18 protein-coding genes are annotated in these 17,644 nt (G+C 70.2%); 9 read left to right on the top strand and 9 right to left on the bottom strand.

All coding sequences use genetic code 11. From position 1 onward, the window contains the following. Nucleotides 1-37: 37 nt before the first annotated feature. Nucleotides 38-1,459 (bottom strand): Fe-S cluster assembly protein SufB, encoded by a 1,422-nt coding sequence (gene sufB, locus ACIA6A_RS15345; RefSeq protein ID WP_396098240.1) that lies wholly within the window; start codon nt 1,457-1,459, stop codon nt 38-40. Then, entirely contained in the window at nt 1,456-2,205 is a 750-nt protein-coding gene (locus tag ACIA6A_RS15340; RefSeq protein ID WP_396098239.1) for a helix-turn-helix transcriptional regulator, read from the bottom strand. The genes sufB and ACIA6A_RS15340 overlap by 4 nt, the downstream gene beginning before the upstream one ends. 140 nt (nt 2,206-2,345) lie before the next feature. Here ACIA6A_RS15340 and ACIA6A_RS15335 point away from each other — a divergent pair, with 140 nt between their 5' ends. Continuing rightward, a complete protein-coding gene (locus ACIA6A_RS15335) occupies nt 2,346-3,287 on the top strand; it encodes a heme A synthase (protein ID WP_396098238.1) in 942 nt (313 codons plus the stop codon). Between the two features lie 749 nt (nt 3,288-4,036). Here the strand turns inward: ACIA6A_RS15335 and ACIA6A_RS15330 are convergent. Then, entirely contained in the window at nt 4,037-4,333 is a 297-nt protein-coding gene (locus ACIA6A_RS15330) for a hypothetical protein (protein WP_396098236.1), read from the bottom strand. A gap of 251 nt (nt 4,334-4,584) precedes the next feature. Then, nucleotides 4,585-5,535 (bottom strand): heme o synthase, encoded by a 951-nt coding sequence (locus ACIA6A_RS15325; protein WP_396098235.1) that lies wholly within the window; start codon nt 5,533-5,535, stop codon nt 4,585-4,587. Nucleotides 5,536-5,741: 206 nt separating this feature from the next. On the opposite strand from ACIA6A_RS15325, the gene tkt reads away from it, so the two are divergent. The 5 genes from tkt (at nt 5,742) to pgl (ending at nt 12,698) form a co-directional block, all read left to right on the top strand. After that, nucleotides 5,742-7,916 carry a transketolase gene (tkt, locus tag ACIA6A_RS15320; protein WP_396098234.1) on the top strand — a complete coding sequence of 725 codons (2,175 nt, stop codon included), beginning with the start codon at nt 5,742-5,744 and terminating at the stop codon, nt 7,914-7,916. A gap of 9 nt (nt 7,917-7,925) precedes the next feature. Beyond that, on the top strand, nt 7,926-9,065 hold the full coding sequence (gene tal / locus ACIA6A_RS15315; RefSeq protein WP_396098233.1) for a transaldolase: 1,140 nt from the start codon (nt 7,926-7,928) through the stop codon (nt 9,063-9,065). Between the two features lie 306 nt (nt 9,066-9,371). After that, nucleotides 9,372-10,889, top strand: coding sequence for a glucose-6-phosphate dehydrogenase (zwf, locus tag ACIA6A_RS15310; RefSeq protein ID WP_396098232.1), 1,518 nt, complete (start codon nt 9,372-9,374; stop codon nt 10,887-10,889). After that, the gene (locus ACIA6A_RS15305; RefSeq protein ID WP_396098231.1) at nt 10,886-11,899 is read left to right on the top strand and encodes a glucose-6-phosphate dehydrogenase assembly protein OpcA; all 1,014 of its coding nucleotides are present in this window, start codon (nt 10,886-10,888) and stop codon (nt 11,897-11,899) included. Before zwf ends, ACIA6A_RS15305 begins: the two co-directional genes overlap by 4 nt. Before the next feature lie 85 nt (nt 11,900-11,984). Next, nucleotides 11,985-12,698 carry a 6-phosphogluconolactonase gene (gene pgl, locus ACIA6A_RS15300; protein WP_396098230.1) on the top strand — a complete coding sequence of 238 codons (714 nt, stop codon included), beginning with the start codon at nt 11,985-11,987 and terminating at the stop codon, nt 12,696-12,698. Between the two features lie 46 nt (nt 12,699-12,744). Here the strand turns inward: pgl and ACIA6A_RS15295 are convergent, their stop codons facing one another. Continuing rightward, nucleotides 12,745-13,047 (bottom strand): DUF1905 domain-containing protein, encoded by a 303-nt coding sequence (locus ACIA6A_RS15295; protein WP_396098228.1) that lies wholly within the window; start codon nt 13,045-13,047, stop codon nt 12,745-12,747. A gap of 26 nt (nt 13,048-13,073) precedes the next feature. Here ACIA6A_RS15295 and ACIA6A_RS15290 point away from each other — a divergent pair, with 26 nt between their 5' ends. The 3 genes from ACIA6A_RS15290 to ACIA6A_RS15280 all read left to right on the top strand — a co-directional run bounded on the left by ACIA6A_RS15290 (nt 13,074) and on the right by ACIA6A_RS15280 (nt 15,564). After that, on the top strand, nt 13,074-13,577 hold the full coding sequence (locus ACIA6A_RS15290) for a MarR family winged helix-turn-helix transcriptional regulator (protein WP_396098227.1): 504 nt from the start codon (nt 13,074-13,076) through the stop codon (nt 13,575-13,577). Beyond that, the gene (locus tag ACIA6A_RS15285; RefSeq protein WP_396098226.1) at nt 13,534-14,337 is read left to right on the top strand and encodes a maleylpyruvate isomerase family mycothiol-dependent enzyme; all 804 of its coding nucleotides are present in this window, start codon (nt 13,534-13,536) and stop codon (nt 14,335-14,337) included. Before ACIA6A_RS15290 ends, ACIA6A_RS15285 begins: the two co-directional genes overlap by 44 nt. Before the next feature lie 99 nt (nt 14,338-14,436). Next, nucleotides 14,437-15,564: an FAD-dependent monooxygenase gene (locus tag ACIA6A_RS15280; RefSeq protein WP_396098225.1), complete on the top strand. Its 1,128-nt coding sequence runs from the start codon at nt 14,437-14,439 to the stop codon at nt 15,562-15,564. A gap of 131 nt (nt 15,565-15,695) precedes the next feature. Here the strand turns inward: ACIA6A_RS15280 and ACIA6A_RS15275 are convergent, their stop codons facing one another. The 4 genes from ACIA6A_RS15275 to ACIA6A_RS15260 are packed head-to-tail and all read right to left on the bottom strand — an operon-like array spanning nt 15,696 to nt 17,642. Further along, nucleotides 15,696-16,103, bottom strand: a complete 408-nt coding sequence (locus tag ACIA6A_RS15275; RefSeq protein WP_396098224.1) for a VOC family protein — start codon at nt 16,101-16,103, stop codon at nt 15,696-15,698. Then, nucleotides 16,100-16,597, bottom strand: coding sequence for a hypothetical protein (locus ACIA6A_RS15270; protein WP_396098223.1), 498 nt, complete (start codon nt 16,595-16,597; stop codon nt 16,100-16,102). The genes ACIA6A_RS15275 and ACIA6A_RS15270 overlap by 4 nt, the downstream gene beginning before the upstream one ends. Then, nucleotides 16,594-17,190, bottom strand: coding sequence for an RNA polymerase sigma factor (locus ACIA6A_RS15265; RefSeq protein WP_396098222.1), 597 nt, complete (start codon nt 17,188-17,190; stop codon nt 16,594-16,596). The genes ACIA6A_RS15270 and ACIA6A_RS15265 overlap by 4 nt, the downstream gene beginning before the upstream one ends. Next, nucleotides 17,190-17,642 carry a hypothetical protein gene (locus ACIA6A_RS15260; RefSeq protein ID WP_396098221.1) on the bottom strand — a complete coding sequence of 151 codons (453 nt, stop codon included), beginning with the start codon at nt 17,640-17,642 and terminating at the stop codon, nt 17,190-17,192. The genes ACIA6A_RS15265 and ACIA6A_RS15260 overlap by 1 nt, the downstream gene beginning before the upstream one ends. Nucleotides 17,643-17,644: the final 2 nt, after the last annotated feature.

Below are 17,644 nucleotides of genomic sequence, written 5' to 3'. Positions count from 1 at the left end.
TAGTTCTCGGCGTTGAGGTTGACGGGAGGGGCGGCGGTCAGCCGACCGCGCCCTCCATCTGCAGCTCGATCAGGCGGTTGAGCTCCAGGGCGTACTCCATGGGGAGCTCCTTGGCGATCGGCTCGATGAAGCCACGGACGATCATCGCCATCGCCTCGTCCTCGGTCAGGCCCCGGCTCATCAGGTAGAAGAGCTGGTCGTCGCTGACCTTGGAGACGGTCGCCTCGTGACCCATGTTCACGTCGTCCTCGCGGATGTCGACGTACGGGTACGTGTCCGAGCGCGAAATCGTGTCGACCAGCAGCGCGTCGCACTTGACCGTGCTGGCGCTGTGGTGCGAGCCGTCGAGCACCTGGACCAGGCCCCGGTAGGACGTGCGGCCACCACCCCGGGCGATCGACTTGCTGATGATCGTCGAGGAGGTGTGCGGCGCGGCGTGCACCATCTTGGCGCCCGAGTCCTGGTGCTGACCCGCGCCGGCCATGGCGATGGAGAGGACCTCGCCCTTGGCGTGCGCGCCGGTCATGTAGACGGCCGGGTACTTCATCGTCACCTTGGAGCCGATGTTGCCGTCGACCCACTCCATGGTCGCGCCCTCTTCGCAGGTGGCGCGCTTGGTGACCAGGTTGTACACGTTGTTCGACCAGTTCTGGATGGTCGTGTACCGCACCCGGGCGTTCTTCTTGACGACGATCTCGACGACCGCGGAGTGCAGCGAGTCGGACGAGTAGATCGGCGCGGTACAGCCCTCCACGTAGTGGATGTAGCTGCCCTCGTCGGCGATGATCAGCGTCCGCTCGAACTGGCCCATGTTCTCGGTGTTGATCCGGAAGTAGGCCTGCAGCGGGATGTCCACGTGGACACCCTTGGGCACGTAGATGAACGAGCCGCCGGACCACACGGAGGTGTTCAGCGCGGCGAACTTGTTGTCGCCGACCGGGATCACCGTGCCGAAGTACTCCCTGAAGAGTTCCTCGTGCTCGCGCAGCGCCGTGTCGGTGTCGAGGAACAGGACGCCCTGCTCCTCGAGGTCCTCACGGATCTTGTGGTAGACGACCTCGGACTCGTACTGAGCCGCGACACCGGAGACGAGGCGCTGCTTCTCCGCCTCGGGGATGCCCAGCTTGTCGTACGTCGCCTTGATGTCCGCGGGCAGGTCCTCCCACGTGGCGGCCTGCTTCTCGGTGGAGCGCACGAAGTACTTGATGTTCTGGAAGTCGATGCCGGTGAGGTCGGCGCCCCAGTTCGGCATGGGCTTGCGGCCGAACAGGCGCAGACCCTTGAGCCGCAGGTCGAGCATCCACTGCGGCTCGTTCTTCAGAGCGGAGATGTTGCGCACCACGTCTTCGGACAGACCACGCTTCGCGGTGGCACCCGCGGTGTCGGCGTCGGCCCAGCCGTACTCGTATTTACCAAGAGCGGCGAGGTGCTCTTCCTGAGTGACGATCTGGTCGGTCATCTATCCGTCCTAACCGTGATTGCGTTGGTTACAACTGGTGCGCACTGCGGGGCGGGGATGTGCGTGGTGCACACCCCGTCGCCGTGCGCGATGGTGGCGAGACGCTGCACGTGGGTGCCGATGAGCCGCGAAATGACCGCGGTCTCGGCGTCGCACAGCTGAGGGAACTCGGCGGCCACGTGCGCCACCGGGCAGTGGTGCTGGCACAGCTGCCCGCCGGAAGCGATCGTGGTCGCGTTGGCAGCGTAACCCTCGGCGGTCAGGGCATTGGCGAGTGCCTCCGCCCGGGCGAGAGGATCCTCGCCCGCCTCGAGCATGGCCGTGCGGCAACGCTCCTCCAGCGCGGTCACCTGGGCGGCCGCGAAGGCGTCGACGGCGGCGGGACCGCCGTGCTCGGCGATCCAGCGCAGAGCGGCGGTGGCGATGCCGTCGTAGAAGTGCGGGAAACCCTCGCGGGCGGCGGCGGTGAGCACGAACACCTTGGCGGGCCGGCCGCGGCCCCGGGGCCCGCGCGGTGTCGTCTCCCGGGCCTCGACCAGGTGGTCGGCGAGCATCGCGTCGAGGTGCTTACGGATGGCGGCCGGGCTGAGGCCGAGCTGGCCGCCCAGCTCCGCGGCGGTCGCGCCGCCGCAGTCGAAGAGCAACTGCGCAACCCGGTCGCGGGTACGCCCGTCGGCTGCCTTGCCGTCGAGAGGCGCGCGCCTGCCGTCGAGGGGTGCGCGGGGGCCGGCGACCGGAGCGGTCACCTGACTTCCCCTGGACCCCACGACGTATTTCACTACGGCAACGTTACGTATTTCCGCGCGCCCCTGCAAACCGACGCCCCGGTGATTCATGACACCGGCTCACGGAGGCGCTCGATAACAAGATCAAATTCGGGCGTAGCATGCCTCGCGTGAGCAAGACGACCCTCCTGCGCCCCCTGGCCCTAGCGTCCCTGATCGCCAACATCGCGCTGGTCGTCACGGGTGCCGCGGTCCGGCTCACCAGCTCCGGGCTGGGCTGCCCGACCTGGCCCAAATGCACCGACGAGTCGTATGTGACGACTCCCGAGATGGGCGTCTACGGCATCATCGAGTTCGGCAACCGCGTGCTCGGCATCGTGCTCGGCGTCATCGCCCTGGCCACGTTCATCGCCGCGCTGCTGCGCAAGCCCCGCCGCCGCTCGCTCGTCATGCTCTCGCTCGCCGCCGGCCTCGGCATCCCCGGCCAGGGCGTCATCGGTGGCATCACGGTCCTGACCAACCTCAACCCGTGGGTGGTCGGGCTGCACTTCCTGCTCTCGATGGCACTGATCGCCCTCACGTACGCCCTCTGGCGCCGCACCGAGGAAGGCGACGCCCCGGCCCGCCCCCTCGTCGCCCGCCCCCTGTACCACCTGGCGGCCCTGACGGCGGTGGTGAGCGCGGCCGTGATCGTGGTCGGCGTGATCGTCACCGGCAGCGGCCCCCACGCCGGCGACGCGGACGCCAAACGCAACGGCCTCGACCCGGCAACCATCTCCCAGGCCCACGCGGACCTGGTCATGCTGCTCATCGGCCTCTCGGTGGCGCTCTGGTTCGCCCTGCGAGCGGTCCACGCCCCGGCGACGGCGATCCGGGCGGCCGGGCTGCTCATCGTGGTGGAGCTCGCCCAGGGCCTGATCGGCTTCGTCCAGTACTTCACCCACCTCCCGGTCGTCCTGGTCGGTTTCCACCTCCTGGGAGCAGCCCTGGTCTGGGTGGCAACCCTGAACGTCCTCTGGCGCCTGCGCGAACGCCCGGCCCAGACAGAGGGCAGCCCGTCGCCGTCCCCGGCAGCCACCCCGGAGCCCGCACCGGCCATCTGACCCGGTCCCCACCGGCAGACCCGGCCACACGGTCAAGGCCGCCCCACCAGCCCTCAAGCCGCGCTCCCCCTCAAGCCGCGCTCCCCCTCGCGTACCGGCGCCCCGCACCCTCGTCACCGCGCTTCCCCGCCGCCCGCCCGGCGCCGCCCGCCCGGCGCCACCTGCCCGCGCCGCCCTCCCTACCGCATTCCTCGCACCGGCTCCACGCGCTCGGGATTGTCGTGGGCAAGAACGACCGTTCTTTCTTTACGTCCCGCGTCGCTGATTCCGGCACGGCCAACCGTCGCGACGATCCGCTCGGCCGGGAGCCGGACATCGCGCACCCCTCCCCACGCGCAACCTCGGCGCGCCACCCTCCGGGCAGGTCGGGCAGCGGGGGCCGCGAGGCTGTGAACGTGTCGAGGGTCAGGCGCCCGGCCCCACGAAGGCCCAGGCGGAGACATCACGAGGAGCGCGAAGACCTGCCCGGGCGCAGAAGGCCGCGCACAGCGGGAAAGGCACAGGGCGAGTGAACACGCCGCTTCACGGTCGGCACGACTCCGCGTGATCCCGAATTCGTGCACGCACGGCGGCGGCCGGCACGGGAGCGACCGGGAAGCCGGCAGGCAACCGCACGATCGATCCGAGCTGCCATTACTGGTCGCAGCACCGCACGTACGGGCGAACCGGTTTGCTCTTGGTCCAAGCAGTCCGGACACGAAAGCGGCCCGGGGATCCCGGGCCGCGCCGAACAGGGAGAGTTCAGAGAGTCATCGCGCCATGCTCCGGCGTGACATCGAACGCCAGAGATCGTTGCTGGGGCGCATCTGGTCCATCAGCTCGCGTTCCCACTCGTTCTCCACTTCGACGCCGGCCTTCTCGCAGGCCTTGCGGGCCACATCGGTGCCGCCGGCGGCGAACTGGTCGGTCCATTCGCCGTCCTGGCCGACCAGGACGATGCGGGCGCCTCGCTTGCCTACGTACTCAATGACCGCCTTGGCGCCGCCGTGACCGGTGGCGAAGGTTTTGATGCCCGCGGTCAATGTCGTATCGGAACCGTCTGCCATGACAAGCAGCGTAGGCACGCATTTGCCCGGGCCGCGAAGGTGGCGGGGCATTTTGTGATGCCAATTACCTGCGGGTTTACCGGAACGTAGCATTGCTCTGACCCGATATGGTCCGAATTATCCGGTAGTCGCGTGTTCCCTCCATCGAGTGACATTCCGTCACCTTCCCGGGGTGGAAAACGGGCAGAGTGTGCGACGGTTCGGCATTGAAGTCACTCAATGCAACATCATCAAGGAAGTCGACCGCGCGATCAGACTAGTGCGTCGACCGCGACCGCGATGAAGAGGATCGTCAGGTACGTGATGGACCAGTGGAACAGGCGCATGGCCTTGAGGGGCTCTCCCCGGCGGGAGCGGCCGACCAGGCGGAGCGCTTCCAGGAGGAAGAAGGCGCCCGACACGATGGCCGTGATGCCGTAGATCGGGCCCACGCCGATGTCCGTGCCCAGCGGCCAGGCCGCGAACGAGGACACCAGGGTGAGCACCGTGAAGAGCAGGATCTCCGTGTTCACCCGACGGGCCGAGCGCACCACGGGCAGCATGGGGATGCCGGCCCGGGCGTAGTCGTCCTTGTACTTGATGGCCAGCGGGTAGAAATGCGGCATCTGCCAGAAGAAGACCACCGCGAACAGCGCCCAGGCGACCGGGCCCACGCTGCCGGTGACGGCCGCCCAGGCGATGAGAACCGGCGCCGCGCCGCAGATGCCGCCCCAGAACGTGTTCGTCGGGGTGCGTCGCTTCAACCAGATGGTGTAGATGACGTCGTAGTAGAAGATGGACGCCGCGGTCATCGCGGTGGCGAGCCAGTTCGTGAACGTCGCCATCAGCACGAGCGAGACCACCGTCAGGACGGTGCCGAAGACGAGCACGGCGCGGGGCGTCAGCGTGTGCTGCGGCAGCGGCCGACGCTTGGTGCGCCGCATCACTTCGTCGATGTCGCGGTCGATGTAGCAGTTGAACGTCGTCGCGGCTCCCGCGGCGAGCGCGCCACCGACGAGGACCACCGCGAGGAGTCCCAGATCGGGCCAGCCGCCGGCCGCCAGCATCATCGCCGGGATGGTCGTCACCAGCAGGAGTTCGACGATCTGGGGCTTGGTCAACGAGAGGTACGCCCCGAAGAGGGCTCGAGCACTGGGGCGAGACGCCTTCTCCAGCTGGCCCGGCGACTGCCCCTCGGCGGGTCGCTCGGTGATCATGCTCACGGACTGCCACCTTCCGGCATCGGCGAGGGCGTATTTCGTGGACCGCTGCCGGGCGGGGCCGGGCGGCACGTTGGGACACACTACGCGCAGCCTGGGCAGTCCTTCGGACGGCCCGGCGAGCGTGTACGGCGTCACAGCACCGGGCCCCGGCTGTCCGCTCTCAGCGTATGGGCCTGCACGTATCCGCCGACGGTGGTTTAGAGGGAATGGATAGGGTCAACTCAAAAGGGTTCCACCACCATGCCCCGAGGAGCACAACCGACGTGGCCAACGAATTTGACTGGACCGACCTCGACCGCCGTGCGGTCGACACCGCACGGGTACTGGCGATGGATGCCGTGGAGAAGGCCGGGAACGGCCACCCCGGCACCGCCATGAGCCTGGCGCCGGCCGCATACCTGCTGTTCAACAAGGTGATGCGGCACGACCCGACGGACCCGCACTGGGCCGGCCGGGACCGCTTCGTGCTGTCGTGCGGCCACTCGAGCCTCACTCTGTATGTCCAGCTGTTCCTGAACGGCTTCGGTCTGTCGATCGACGACCTGAGCTCGCTGCGCCAGTGGGACTCGCTCACTCCGGGTCACCCGGAGTACGGCCACACCCCCGGCGTCGAGATCACCACCGGCCCGCTGGGCCAGGGCATCGGCAACGCGGTCGGCATGGCGATGGCCGCCCGCCGCGAGCGTGGCCTGTTCGACCCGAGCACCGACGGCGAGTCGCTCTTCGACCACCAGATCTTCGCGCTGTGCTCCGACGGCGACATCGAAGAGGGCGTCAGCCACGAGTCGAGCGCGGTGGCCTCGGTCCAGAAGCTCGGCAACCTCACGGTGATCTACGACGACAACGAGATCTCCATCGAGGACGACACCCGGATCGCCAAGAACGAGGACGTCGGCGCGCGTTACGCGGCGTACGGCTGGCATGTCCAGACCGTCGACTGGCGCAAGGATGACCCGGAGAAGGGCGCCTACAAGGAAGACGTCCCCGAGCTCTGGGCCGCGATCGAGGCGGCCAAGGCCGTCACCGACAAGCCGTCGTTCATCGTGCTGCGCACGATCATCGGCTACCCGGCGCCGAACAAGCAGAACACCGGCAAGATCCACGGCTCCGCGCTCGGTGCCGACGAGGTCAAGGCCACCAAGGAGATCCTCGGCTTCGACGCGAACACCACGTTCGACGTCGCGCCCGAGGTGCTCGAGCACACCCGCACGGTCGTCGAGCGGGGCCGCGCGGCGCACGCCGAGTGGGACAAGGCGTTCGAGGCCTGGGCCGCGGGCAACGCCGAGGGCAAGGCGCTCTTCGACCGTCTCGCCGCCAAGAAGCTGCCCGAGGGCTGGGCCGAGGCGCTGCCGGTCTTCCCGGCCGACGCCAAGGGCATCGCCACCCGCGCCGCTTCCGGCAAGGTGCTCGACGCGCTCGCACCGGTCCTGCCGGAGCTGTGGGGCGGTTCGGCCGACCTCGCCGAGAGCAACAACACCACGATGAAGGGCGAGCCTTCCTTCATCCCCGCCGAGTACGCGACCAAGGCGTTCCCGGGCAACGAGTACGGCCGTACGCTGCACTTCGGCATCCGCGAGCACGGTATGGGCTCGATCCTGAACGGCATCACCGTGCACGGCGGCACCCGCCCGTACGGTGGCACGTTCCTGGTCTTCAGCGACTACATGCGCGGCTCGGTCCGCCTGTCCGCGCTGATGAAGCTGCCGGTCACGTTCGTGTGGACGCACGACTCGATCGGCCTCGGCGAGGACGGCCCGACGCACCAGCCGATCGAGACGCTGACCGCGCTGCGCGCGATCGTCGGCCTCGACGTGGTCCGCCCGGCCGACGCCAACGAGACCGCATGGGCCTGGCGTGGCGCGCTGGAGCACAACGACCGGCCGACCGCGCTGGCGCTGTCCCGGCAGAACCTCCCGACCGTCGACCGCGACAAGTACGCGTCGGCCGAGGGCACCCTCAAGGGCGGCTACATCCTGTCCGAGGCGACCGGCGGCGAGCCCAAGGTCATCCTCATCGGCACCGGCTCCGAGGTCCAGCTCTGCCTGACCGCCCAGGAGCGCCTCGAGGCCGAGGGCACCCCGACCCGGGTCGTGTCGATGCCGTGTCTCGAGTGGTTCTACGAGCAGGACACCGCGTACCAGCAGGAAGTTCTGCCGCACGGTGTTAAGGCCCGCGTAACCGTCGAGGCCGGGATCCGGATGAGCTGGGACCGTATCCTCGGCGACGCCGGCGAGCCCGTGAGCATCGAGCACTACGGCGCGAGCGCCCCCGCCAAGATTCTTTTCGAGCAGTTCGGCTTCACCGCGGACAACGTGGTGGCCAAGGCCAACGCCGCCCTGGCCAAGGTCGGCGAGATCACCGGTCACAAGACCGGAAACTGAGGAGTACCGATGACTGACAGGCTGGCTGAGCTCTCCGCTGCGGGTGTAGCGGTGTGGCTCGACGACCTCTCCCGCGTCCGGCTGCAGACCGGTTCGCTCGCCAAGCTGCTCAACGAGCAGCACGTGGCGGGTGTGACCACCAACCCGAGCATCTTCGCCTCCGCGCTGGCCGACGCCTCCGCGTACGACGACCAGCTCAAGGACCTCGCCGCGCAGGGCGTCACGGTCGAGGAGGCCGTGCGTCTGCTCACCTCGTACGACGTCCGCTGGGCCGCCGAGGTGCTGCGCCCGCAGTACGACGCGACCGATGGCGTCGACGGCCGGGTCTCCATCGAGGTGGACCCGCGCAGCGCGCACCTGACCGAGAAGACGCAGGCCGAGGCGAAGACGCTCTGGTGGCTCGTCGACCGGCCGAACGTCTACATCAAGATCCCGGCGACCAAGGCGGGCCTGCCGGCGATCACCGCGACCCTGGCCGAGGGCATCAGCGTCAACGTGACGCTGATCTTCTCGCTCGAGCGCTACAAGGCCGTCATGGACGCGTTCCTGGCCGGCATCGAGCAGGCCAAGGCGAACGGTCACGACCTGAGCAAGATCGGCTCGGTCGCCTCGTTCTTCGTCTCCCGCGTGGACACCGAGATCGACAAGCGTCTCGACAAGATCGGCTCGGACGAGGCCAAGGCGCTCAAGGGCAAGGCCGCCGTCGCCAACGCGCAGCTCGCGTACCAGGCGTACGAGGAGGTCTTCGCGACCGACCGCTGGAAGACGCTGGCCGCCGCCGGTGCCCTCCCGCAGCGTCCGCTGTGGGCGTCGACCGGGACCAAGAACCCGGCATACAAGGACACCATCTACGTCGAGGAGCTCATCGCTCCCGGTGTGGTCAACACCATGCCGGAAGCGGTCATCCGGGCGTACGAGGACCACGGCGACACCCGGGGCGACACCGTGACCGGCTCGTACGGCACGGCCCAGAAGGTCATGGACGACGTCGCCGCCATCGGTGTCGACCTCGAGGACGTCTTCAAGGTCCTCGAGGACGAGGGCGTGCAGAAGTTCGAGGCAAGCTGGTCCGAGCTGCTCGAGGACGTCAAGAAGTCCCTCGAGGCCGCCGCCAAGGGTGCGAGCAACCCGAGCGACGCCGCCAAGTGATCACCGGCCTGCCCGCGGCGGTTCTCCGCCGCGGGCAGGCCGCGGGTCACGTGTTCTTCACCACTTCAGATCATGCCCGTGTCCCGTGTGCCTTCCCCGCGGCCGTCCATGATCATCTGTCCGTCGTAGTCTTTTCCGGCTCCGGACGTCTTCTACCACAACGGTGACCTGCGGAATGGATCTTCCCGTGGATCGCCGTCCCGGGTCCGCGGACCGGCACGGAGCAACACGGCTCGTGCAGATGTTGCGGGCCCGACCCTTGGCTGTAACCCTTCGGGACGACAAAAAGCTGGCAGGATGGGACACGTGGGTAATCCGCTGCGTACAGCACAGGACCGACGGCTGCCCAGGATCCCGGAGCCGTGCGCTCTGGTGATCTTCGGAGTCACCGGTGACCTGTCGCGAAAGAAACTGATCCCGGCCGTGTACGACCTCGCGAACCGGGGTCTGTTGCCGCCCGGTTTCGTCGTGCTCGGCTTCGCCCGGCGCGACTGGGGCGACGGCGACTTCGAGTCGCTCGCCTACGCGGCCGCCAAGAAGGGTGCCCGGACACCGTGGCGGGAGGACGTCTGGCAGCGCCTCGCCAGCCAGTTCCAGTTCGTCCCCGGCTCGTTCGACGACGACGAGGCGTTCGACCACCTCGCGGAGACCCTCGACGACCTGCGCGAGCGCAACGGCATCGCGGGCAACGTCGCGTTCTACTTCTCCATCCCGCCGGCCGCGTTCCCGCTGGTGCTCAACCAGCTGAACCGCACCGGGATGGCGGACAACGCGAAATCCGGTGGCTGGCGCCGCGTCGTGGTCGAGAAGCCGTTCGGCAACGACCTCGCCACCGCCAAGTCGCTCAACCAGCTCGTCGACGAGGTCTTCACCCCGGAGGACGTCTTCCGGATCGACCACTACCTCGGCAAGGAGACGGTCCAGAACATCCTGGCGCTGCGCTTCGCCAACAGCTTGTTCGAGCCGGTCTGGAATTCCAAGTACGTCGACTCGGTGCAGATCACCATGGCCGAGGACGTCGGCATCGGCTCCCGGGCCGCGTTCTACGACGCCTCCGGTGCCGCCCGTGACGTCCTGCAGAACCACCTGCTGCAGCTGCTCGCCCTGGTCGGCATGGAGGAGCCCACGAGCTTCGACTCCATCGACATCGGCGCCGAGAAGCTGAAGGTCCTCAAGGCCATCAGCATCCCCCAGGACATCAGCGAGGGTTCGGTCCGCGGGCAGTACCTCCCGGGCTGGGTCGCCGGTGAACGCGCCGTGGGTTACCTGGAGGAGAAGGGCGTGCCCGCCGACTCCACCACGGAGACCTATGTGGCCGTCCGCCTCGGCATCCAGAACCGGCGCTGGGCGGGTGTCCCGTTCTTCGTCCGCGTGGGCAAGCGCATGCCGCGCCGGGTCACCGAGATCGCGATCCTGTTCAAGCAGGCGCCGCACCTGCCGTTCGACCCCGCCGACGTGGAGATGCTGGGCAACAACCAGCTGGTCATCCGCGTGCAGCCGGACGAGGGCGTGGTGCTGAAGTTCGGCTCCAAGGTCCCCGGCACCACCATGGAGGTCCGCGACATCGCGATGGACTTCCAGTACGGCGAGGCGTTCACCGAGTCCAGCCCGGAGGCGTACGAACGACTCGTGCTCGACGTGCTCGTCGGCGACCGTTCGCTGTTCCCGGACGCCGCCGAGATCGAGCAGAGCTGGCGGGTCATCGACCCGCTCGAAGCGGCCTGGGCGGGCACCAAACCCGAGCCGTACCGGTCGGGTGAGTGGGGTCCGCGCGCTGCGGACCAGATGCTGGCCCGCGAGGGCCGTGCTTGGAGGCGAGCATGATCGGCTTGTGGGACACCACCGGCAACGAGGTCGTCAAGGCCCTCGCCGCCGAACGGCGCAGCGCGGGTGGTGTGGCCTCCGGCCTCGCCCTCACGCTCGTGTCCGTCGTGGAGGAGAAGCAGGTCCGTGAGGCCGAGGCCGCGGCGACCATCGCGGCGTCGGCACACCCGTGCCGCCTGCTCATCGTGGTCCGCTCCGACCTGGAGGGCCGCAGCCGCCTCGACGCCGAGATCGTCGTGGGTGGCCGGCTCGGCCCGGCCGAGGCCGTCGTGATGCGCATGTACGGCCGGCTCGCGCTGCACGCCGAGTCCGTCGTCATGCCGCTGCTGGCCCCGGACGTCCCGGTGGTCACCTGGTGGCACAGCGCCCCGCCGGACGTCATCGCCAACGACTTCCTGGGCGTCGTCGCGGACCGCCGGATCACCGACAGCAAGCTCGCCGTCGACCCGGTCGCCGCGCTCAAGCAGCGGGCCCTCGACTACGCCCCGGGCGACACGGACCTCACCTGGACCCGGATCACCCTGTGGCGCACCCTGGTCGCGGGCGCGTTCGACACCACCGAGGAACGCGTCACCGGAGCCACCGTCATCGCCCCCGGCGACGACCCCACGGCGGCCCTGATGTGCGGCTGGCTTAAGTCCCGCCTCGGCATCGAGCCGGTCTGGGAGAAGACCGACCGCGCGCCACGGATGCACTCGGTCGAGCTGCAGTGCGCCAACGGCGACTGCGTCTCGGTCACCCGCGACGAGGGCACAGCGCTCTTCAGCCGTACGGGCCAGGAGCCGCGTTACATGCCGCTGCCCAAGCGTCCGGTCGGTGACGAGCTGGCCGAGGAGCTGCGCCGGCTCGACCCGGACCAGATCTACGGCGAGGCACTCGGCGCGATGGCCGGCATGAAGGACCTCGACCAGAAGCCGCCGATGCGCGTACACGTCTGGAAGGACCCGGCCCTGGCCGCCCGCGCGGGCGACGAGGCCGCGATGGCCGGACCTGGCGGTTCGGCCGCCTGAGGCCGAACTAAGATCGACGGGGCCGTTCCGCCTGGCTGGGCGGACGGCCCCTTTTCTTCACTGTAGGCAGAGAGCAAGGGGTCCCATGAGCGAGACCGTAGTGGTGGTGGTTCCCGACGCCGACGTCCTGGCGGCGTCCGTGGCCGCCCGCCTGGTCACGAAGATCATCGACGCGCAGGCGGTCCGCGGGCGCGCCGACATCGTCCTGACCGGCGGCCGGGTCGCCGCGAAGGTGCTGCGCGCGGTCAAGGACCTGCCCGCGTCGGCCGCCATCGACTGGTCCCGCGTCGACCTGTACTGGGGCGACGAGCGGTTCCTGCCGGCCGGTGACCCGGACCGCAACGAGACCCAGGCCCGCGAGGCACTGCTCGACGCCCTCCCGCTCGACCCGGCCCGGATCCACGCCATGCCGGCGTCGGACGGCCCGGACGGCGACGACGCGGAGGCCGCCGCCGCCCGTTACGCCGGTGGGCTGGGCAGCCCGACGTTCGACGTGCTGATGCTCGGCGTCGGCGAGGACGGCCACGTGGCCTCGCTCTTCCCGGACCACCCGGACGCCACGAAGACGGGCACGGCGATCGCGGTCCACAACAGCCCCAAGCCGCCGCCCACCCGCATCTCGCTGTCCATGGCGACGATCCGCTCGGCCCAGGAGGTCTGGCTCGTGGCGGCCGGCCCGGACAAGGCGGTCTCGGTCGGCGCGGCCCTCGGCGGCGACGAATCGCTGCCCGCCGCCCGCGCCCAGGGCACGTCCCGCACGCTCTGGCTCCTCGACACCGCCGCTGCCGCCAAGCGCTGACGCCGTGCTCGCGCCGCCCCGTGGACCACTCCGCGGGGCGGTTCTGTCATAGATCCAGAATTTCCACCGTCGCCGCCGTACGGTCCCCCGGCTCGAGAGCCTCGGCCTTGCGAACCGCTTTCTTGACCGGCAGCACGTAGCTGCCCCGGTCCTTGTCCGGGAAGATCGAGGTCTTCCACACGGTCGTGCCGATGGTGGCCCGCACCCGCAGCGAGCCGAACCCGCGGGTCAGTCCCCCGGCCCGCTCCCGGAGCTCCTCGGACGCGTCGATGGGCAGACTCACAAACGTCCAGGTCTCGGTCCGCCGGGCTGCCCAGATCCACAACTCGGCTTCGAAATCGACGATCACCTCCTCATCATGACATCATTGTTGTCATGTCGCAGGATCGCGGAGCCGCCCTGTACGACGTCCTGCGCCACGTTCGCCCCCTGGTACTCAACTCGGCCCGGGTCGTGGAGGTGTCCCTGCGCCCGGCCGGCCTGAGCGTCGGATCCCGTGCGGTCCTGGAGATCCTCGACGACCACGGCCCGGCAACCGTCCCGGCCATCGGCGACCGGCTCGACCTGCCCCGCCAGGGCGTCCAGCGACACATCAACGACCTGATCGCCCTGGGCCACGTCACCACCCACCACAATCCCGCGCATCGCCGATCGTCGCTGGTCAGCCTCACCGCGGCGGGCGCGGCCGCGATCGCCGGGGTCCGCACGGACGAGCTGCGCCACCTGGCGGGCATGGCCCAGGACTGCACCGACGAGGAGATCACAGCGGCCAGGAAAGTGTTGCGGGCCCTGAACCGGGATGTACGCCGCAGAGCGCAGACCAAGGAGGATCCCCATGATCCACGAGTGGACCACGGCCAACCGGCTGGCGATCGCTGACATCCTGGACACGCTGTCCGGCGCCCAGTGGAACACCCCCACGCTCTGCGCCGGCTGGACGGTGCGCCATCTCGCCGCACACCTCGTCCAGCCGACGCTGATCGGGTTCGGACGATTCGCCGTGACCGCGATCCGCTTCCGCGGCGACACCGACCGCACCGTCGACCACTTCGCCCGGCAACTGGCCCGTCGACCGGTCACCGAACTGACCGAACTGCTGCGCTCGCACGCCACCGACCGCCTGACCCCGGCCCGCGTCGGACCGATGGGCCCGTTCGCGGACAGCTGCCTCCACCTGCGAGACATGGTCCGGCCACTCGGCCTCGCGGCGGACGTACCCCTCGAGCACTGGCGCGCGCTGCTGGACTACCTGGTCTCCCCCCATGCAGCACCGGCCCTGATCCCCCCACACCGGCTCGACGGACTCGTCCTGTCCGCCACCGACACCATCTGGCCTCCCGCTCCCAGCGACGACGGGGCACTGGTGCAGGGCCCCGCCGAGGCCCTGAGCATGGCGATATCAGGCCGGCCCGCCGCACTCGCCGACCTGGACGGCCCCGGCCTGCCCCTCCTGGCCGCCCGAATCCAGACCTCGTGGCACGGCCTCCCCGTCCCCGCCCGCCGCTTTCCCACCACCCCACCAACACGCCCCTGCCACCGCCTTCCCCCCACCGCGCCGCCTGCCTTCGGCTCCGCTCCAGCTTCTTGCGCCGATGGTCTATCCGGCCAGCGACCATCGGCTCAATCGCCAAATACTTAAGTCGATCGATACGTAGACCGATGACCACTGTTTCCGGGCACCCTGCCCCTCCACACTGGGAACCGGCGACACGGCAGCGGCACAGAGGAGCGGGCAGTCATGAAACGAGACGTCGGGCCACGATCGGTGCTGGTGATCGGCGGTGGGATCGCGGGACTGACCCATGCGGTCGCCGCGCGGCAGGCGGGTATCGAGGTCGAGGTCATCGAGGTGCGGCCCGACTGGAAGGTCGCCGGCTGGGGCCTGAGCCTCACCGGCCCCGCGATCCGGGCGCTCCGGGCGGTCGGCCTCGCGGACGCCTGCGTCGAAGCCGGCTACCCCGTTTTCCGTACGCTCCACTGTGACGCCATCGGCACCGTGCGAAACGTCATGGAGCTCCCGAGCGTGCTCGGGCCCGGCAAGCCCGCCGAGGTGGGCATCGGCCGCCCGGTGCTGCACGCCGTCCTCCGAGAGCGCGCCGCCGAGCTGGGCGCCACGTTGCGCACCGGGTTGTCGGTCGAGTCGCTGTCGTCCGGCGAGGGTGGGGTCACCGCGAGCCTCAGCGACGGCAGCACCCGGACCGTCGACTACGCGGTCGGCGCCGACGGCGTCCGGTCCCGCACCCGCGCACAGCTGGGTCTGCCCGGCGACCCCTGGTACACGGGCCAGATGGTCTGGCGGGCCCTGGTCGACCGTCCCGAGTGGGCCACCGACATCTACACCTTCGCCGGTCCGACGTTCACCACCGGTCTGATACCCATCTCCCCCGGCAAGGCCTACGTCTTCCTCACCGAGAGCAGTGACGACCCGGGCACCGTGCCCGAGGCCGAGCTGGCCGCACGCATGCGGGCCCTGCTGGCGCCGTTCGGTGGCCGGTTCGCCGAGGTCCGTGACGGCATCACCGTCCCGGCCCAGGTCGTGCGCCGCCCGGTCCAGGTCCTGTTCGTCGAGGGCCCCTGGCACGCCGCCCGCACCGTCCTCGCCGGCGACGCCGCCCACTCCCCCTCACCACAGCTGGTGAGCGGCGCGGCCCTGGCCATCGAGGACGCGGTGGTCCTGGCCGAGGAGATCACGGCGCGTCCCAGCCTGGACAAGGCCTTCGACGCGTACGAAACCCGGCGTCACGGCCGGGCGCGGGCCCTGGTGGAGACCTCGGTGGAACTGGGCCGCAGCGAGCGGGAGGGCCGCCGCGAGGAGTTCCACGCGCTCCAGCGGAAAGGCCACGGCGCGATGGCGGCACCCATGTGACGGCCACCTGGTCCGGATCTTGGCCCGCTGCTGACTCTCATCAACAGTGGCCCGATCGTGGAACGAGGGGCCGTGGGGAGCGCTGGACGGGCGCACAACGGTGCCAGGTCCGGCCGGCCGGAGGCCTCGGGTCAGGCGCGGGAGGAGATCTGCTGGACCGCCCAGCCGTTGCCGTCGGGGTCGGCGAAGAAGACGAAGCCGACGTTGTCCAGAGGGTCCGGGGTGGGCGTGGGGTTCTCGCCCATCTTCTGGACGTCGCTGACCGCCACGCCTCGTTCCACCAGCTCGGCGTGGGCCTTGTTGATGTCGGGGACCACCAGCTGGAGGCCTTTGAGGGAACCGGGAGGCATGTCGGGGACCGCACCCTTGCCGATGACGATCGAGCAGCCCGAGCCCGGTGGGGTGAGCTGCACGATCCGGACATCGTCGTTGAACACGACATCGTGGTCGAGGACGAAGCCCAGTTTCCCGGCATAGAACTCCTTCGCCCGGTCGATGTCGGCGACGGGCACCACCACTACTTCCAGCGTCCAGTTCATTCGCCCATGGTGTCACCCGGTGTAGCCAGAGGAGCGCTGTCCGGGGCCTCGGGCGTGCCGGGTGGCGAGACGGTCGGGGCGGCCGCACCGGGATCGGCGACGGGTGGCGACGGGTCCGGCGACACCGAGCGCGGCGGGGTGGTCGGGGAGGACGCCGCAGCGGAAGGTGACGGTGCCCGTGTGGCGGTGGGCGAGGCGAGGGACGACGGGGAGGGCGGGGTCGACGGGGAGGCCGGGGTCGACGGGGAGGGCGGGGCCACGGGGACCGCCGGGGCGTCGGGGCGCTCACGGCGTACCGGAAGGTGGGGAAGCGCGACCGCCACCGCCAGCGCGACCGCCGCCACCGCCCCCGCGGCCAGCGCGAGCCACCAGCGGCGCGGGGAGCGACCCGGCTCGTGCAGGGTCGGGGGCCGGGCGGGCTGCAGTTGCGCGGTGGTCACCTGGGCCGCCCGGGCCGCGAGCGCGGTGCGGAGTCGGGCCTCGACAGCGCTCATCGTCGGTCTCCCAGCTGGTCTCGGAGGATGGTCAGGGCTCGGCTGGCGGTTGATTTGACCGTTCCCCGGGACACCCGCAGGGTCTCGGCGATCTCCTGCTCGGACAGCTCCGACCAGTAGCGCAGCACCACCACCTGGCGTTGACGGGCGGTCAGCCCGCGCAGCGCGTCCATCACCTGGCGATCCTCGACCGCCAGCAGGACCTGGTCCTCGGCGGCCGGGGCCGCATCCGGCGGGGGCGGCACGTAGGCACGGGCGGTCCGGCGGCGGCGCAGGGCGGACCGGGCGGCGTTCAGGACACCGGAGGTCAGGTACGCGTCCGGGTCCGCGATGGTGTTCAGGCTGGAGCCGTGCCGGCGGTAGAGCGCGGCGAACACGTCCTGGACGATGTCCTCCGCGGTGGGCAGGTCGTCGACCATGAGCACCGCCAGGCGGACCAGGCTGAGGCGACGCGCGTGGTACAGCTCGTTGATCGCGGGTGGGCCGGAGCCCTCGCCGGGGCCGGCCGTGTCGCGGACCGGGGCTCCGGAACCGGACACGACCGCGCGCAGCCACCGCAGCAGCGGTGCCGGCAGAACCCCGACGAAGTGCATCAGCGGGCCGAGACGGTCGGCTTCGGCGTGACGTGCCGCGAGGGTGCCGGCGAAACCGTCGCGGCGGGATCCGCCGGCACCGGCGAGGCGGTCGCGGCCGGACGGGCCGGCGTCGGCGAGACCCGGGGCGGCACCAGAGAGACGGTGGGGCCCGGGTTGCCCGGCGTGACGGCGGGCGCGGCGGTCGGCGCGTGGCGCGGGGTCCGCGGCCGGGCCGTGGTGACGGCCGCGGGCGAGGCGGTCGGTTCGGCAGGTGCGGCGGCAGCAGGTGAGGTGGTCGGAGCGGCGGCGGCAGGCGAGGTGGTCGGTTCGGCGGCAGCAGATGAGGTGGCGACGGGTGAGGTCACGGGGGCGGGGGCCGGCGCGGAGGTGTCGGCGAACGCCGCGGCGGAGATCCCGCCCACGACGACGAACGCTGCGGTGCCGATGGCGGCCTGGACGATCTTGCGCATCG

Source organism: Actinoplanes sp. NPDC051494, from assembly GCF_044454705.1.
In the GTDB taxonomy this organism is placed as follows: Bacteria; Actinomycetota; Actinomycetes; order Mycobacteriales; family Micromonosporaceae; genus Actinoplanes.
This window is presented reverse-complemented; position numbering and strand designations above follow the sequence as displayed.

Bases quoted from the DNA above. Each gene is read 5' to 3' on its own strand.
- sufB (WP_396098240.1), bottom strand. From the start codon at position 1,459: ATGACCGACCAGATCGTCACTCAGGAAGAGCACCTCGCCGCTCTTGGT.
- ACIA6A_RS15335 (WP_396098238.1), top strand. From the start codon at position 2,346: ATGCCTCGCGTGAGCAAGACGACCCTCCTGCGCCCCCTGGCCCTAGCG.
- ACIA6A_RS15330 (WP_396098236.1), bottom strand. From the start codon at position 4,333: ATGGCAGACGGTTCCGATACGACATTGACCGCGGGCATCAAAACCTTC.
- tkt (WP_396098234.1), top strand. From the start codon at position 5,742: ATGGATAGGGTCAACTCAAAAGGGTTCCACCACCATGCCCCGAGGAGC.
- tal (WP_396098233.1), top strand. From the start codon at position 7,926: ATGACTGACAGGCTGGCTGAGCTCTCCGCTGCGGGTGTAGCGGTGTGG.
- ACIA6A_RS15305 (WP_396098231.1), top strand. From the start codon at position 10,886: ATGATCGGCTTGTGGGACACCACCGGCAACGAGGTCGTCAAGGCCCTC.
- pgl (WP_396098230.1), top strand. From the start codon at position 11,985: ATGAGCGAGACCGTAGTGGTGGTGGTTCCCGACGCCGACGTCCTGGCG.
- ACIA6A_RS15290 (WP_396098227.1), top strand. From the start codon at position 13,074: ATGTCGCAGGATCGCGGAGCCGCCCTGTACGACGTCCTGCGCCACGTT.
- ACIA6A_RS15285 (WP_396098226.1), top strand. From the start codon at position 13,534: ATGATCCACGAGTGGACCACGGCCAACCGGCTGGCGATCGCTGACATC.
- ACIA6A_RS15280 (WP_396098225.1), top strand. From the start codon at position 14,437: ATGAAACGAGACGTCGGGCCACGATCGGTGCTGGTGATCGGCGGTGGG.
- ACIA6A_RS15275 (WP_396098224.1), bottom strand. From the start codon at position 16,103: ATGAACTGGACGCTGGAAGTAGTGGTGGTGCCCGTCGCCGACATCGAC.
- ACIA6A_RS15270 (WP_396098223.1), bottom strand. From the start codon at position 16,597: ATGAGCGCTGTCGAGGCCCGACTCCGCACCGCGCTCGCGGCCCGGGCG.
- ACIA6A_RS15265 (WP_396098222.1), bottom strand. From the start codon at position 17,190: ATGCACTTCGTCGGGGTTCTGCCGGCACCGCTGCTGCGGTGGCTGCGC.
- ACIA6A_RS15260 (WP_396098221.1), bottom strand. From the start codon at position 17,642: ATGCGCAAGATCGTCCAGGCCGCCATCGGCACCGCAGCGTTCGTCGTC.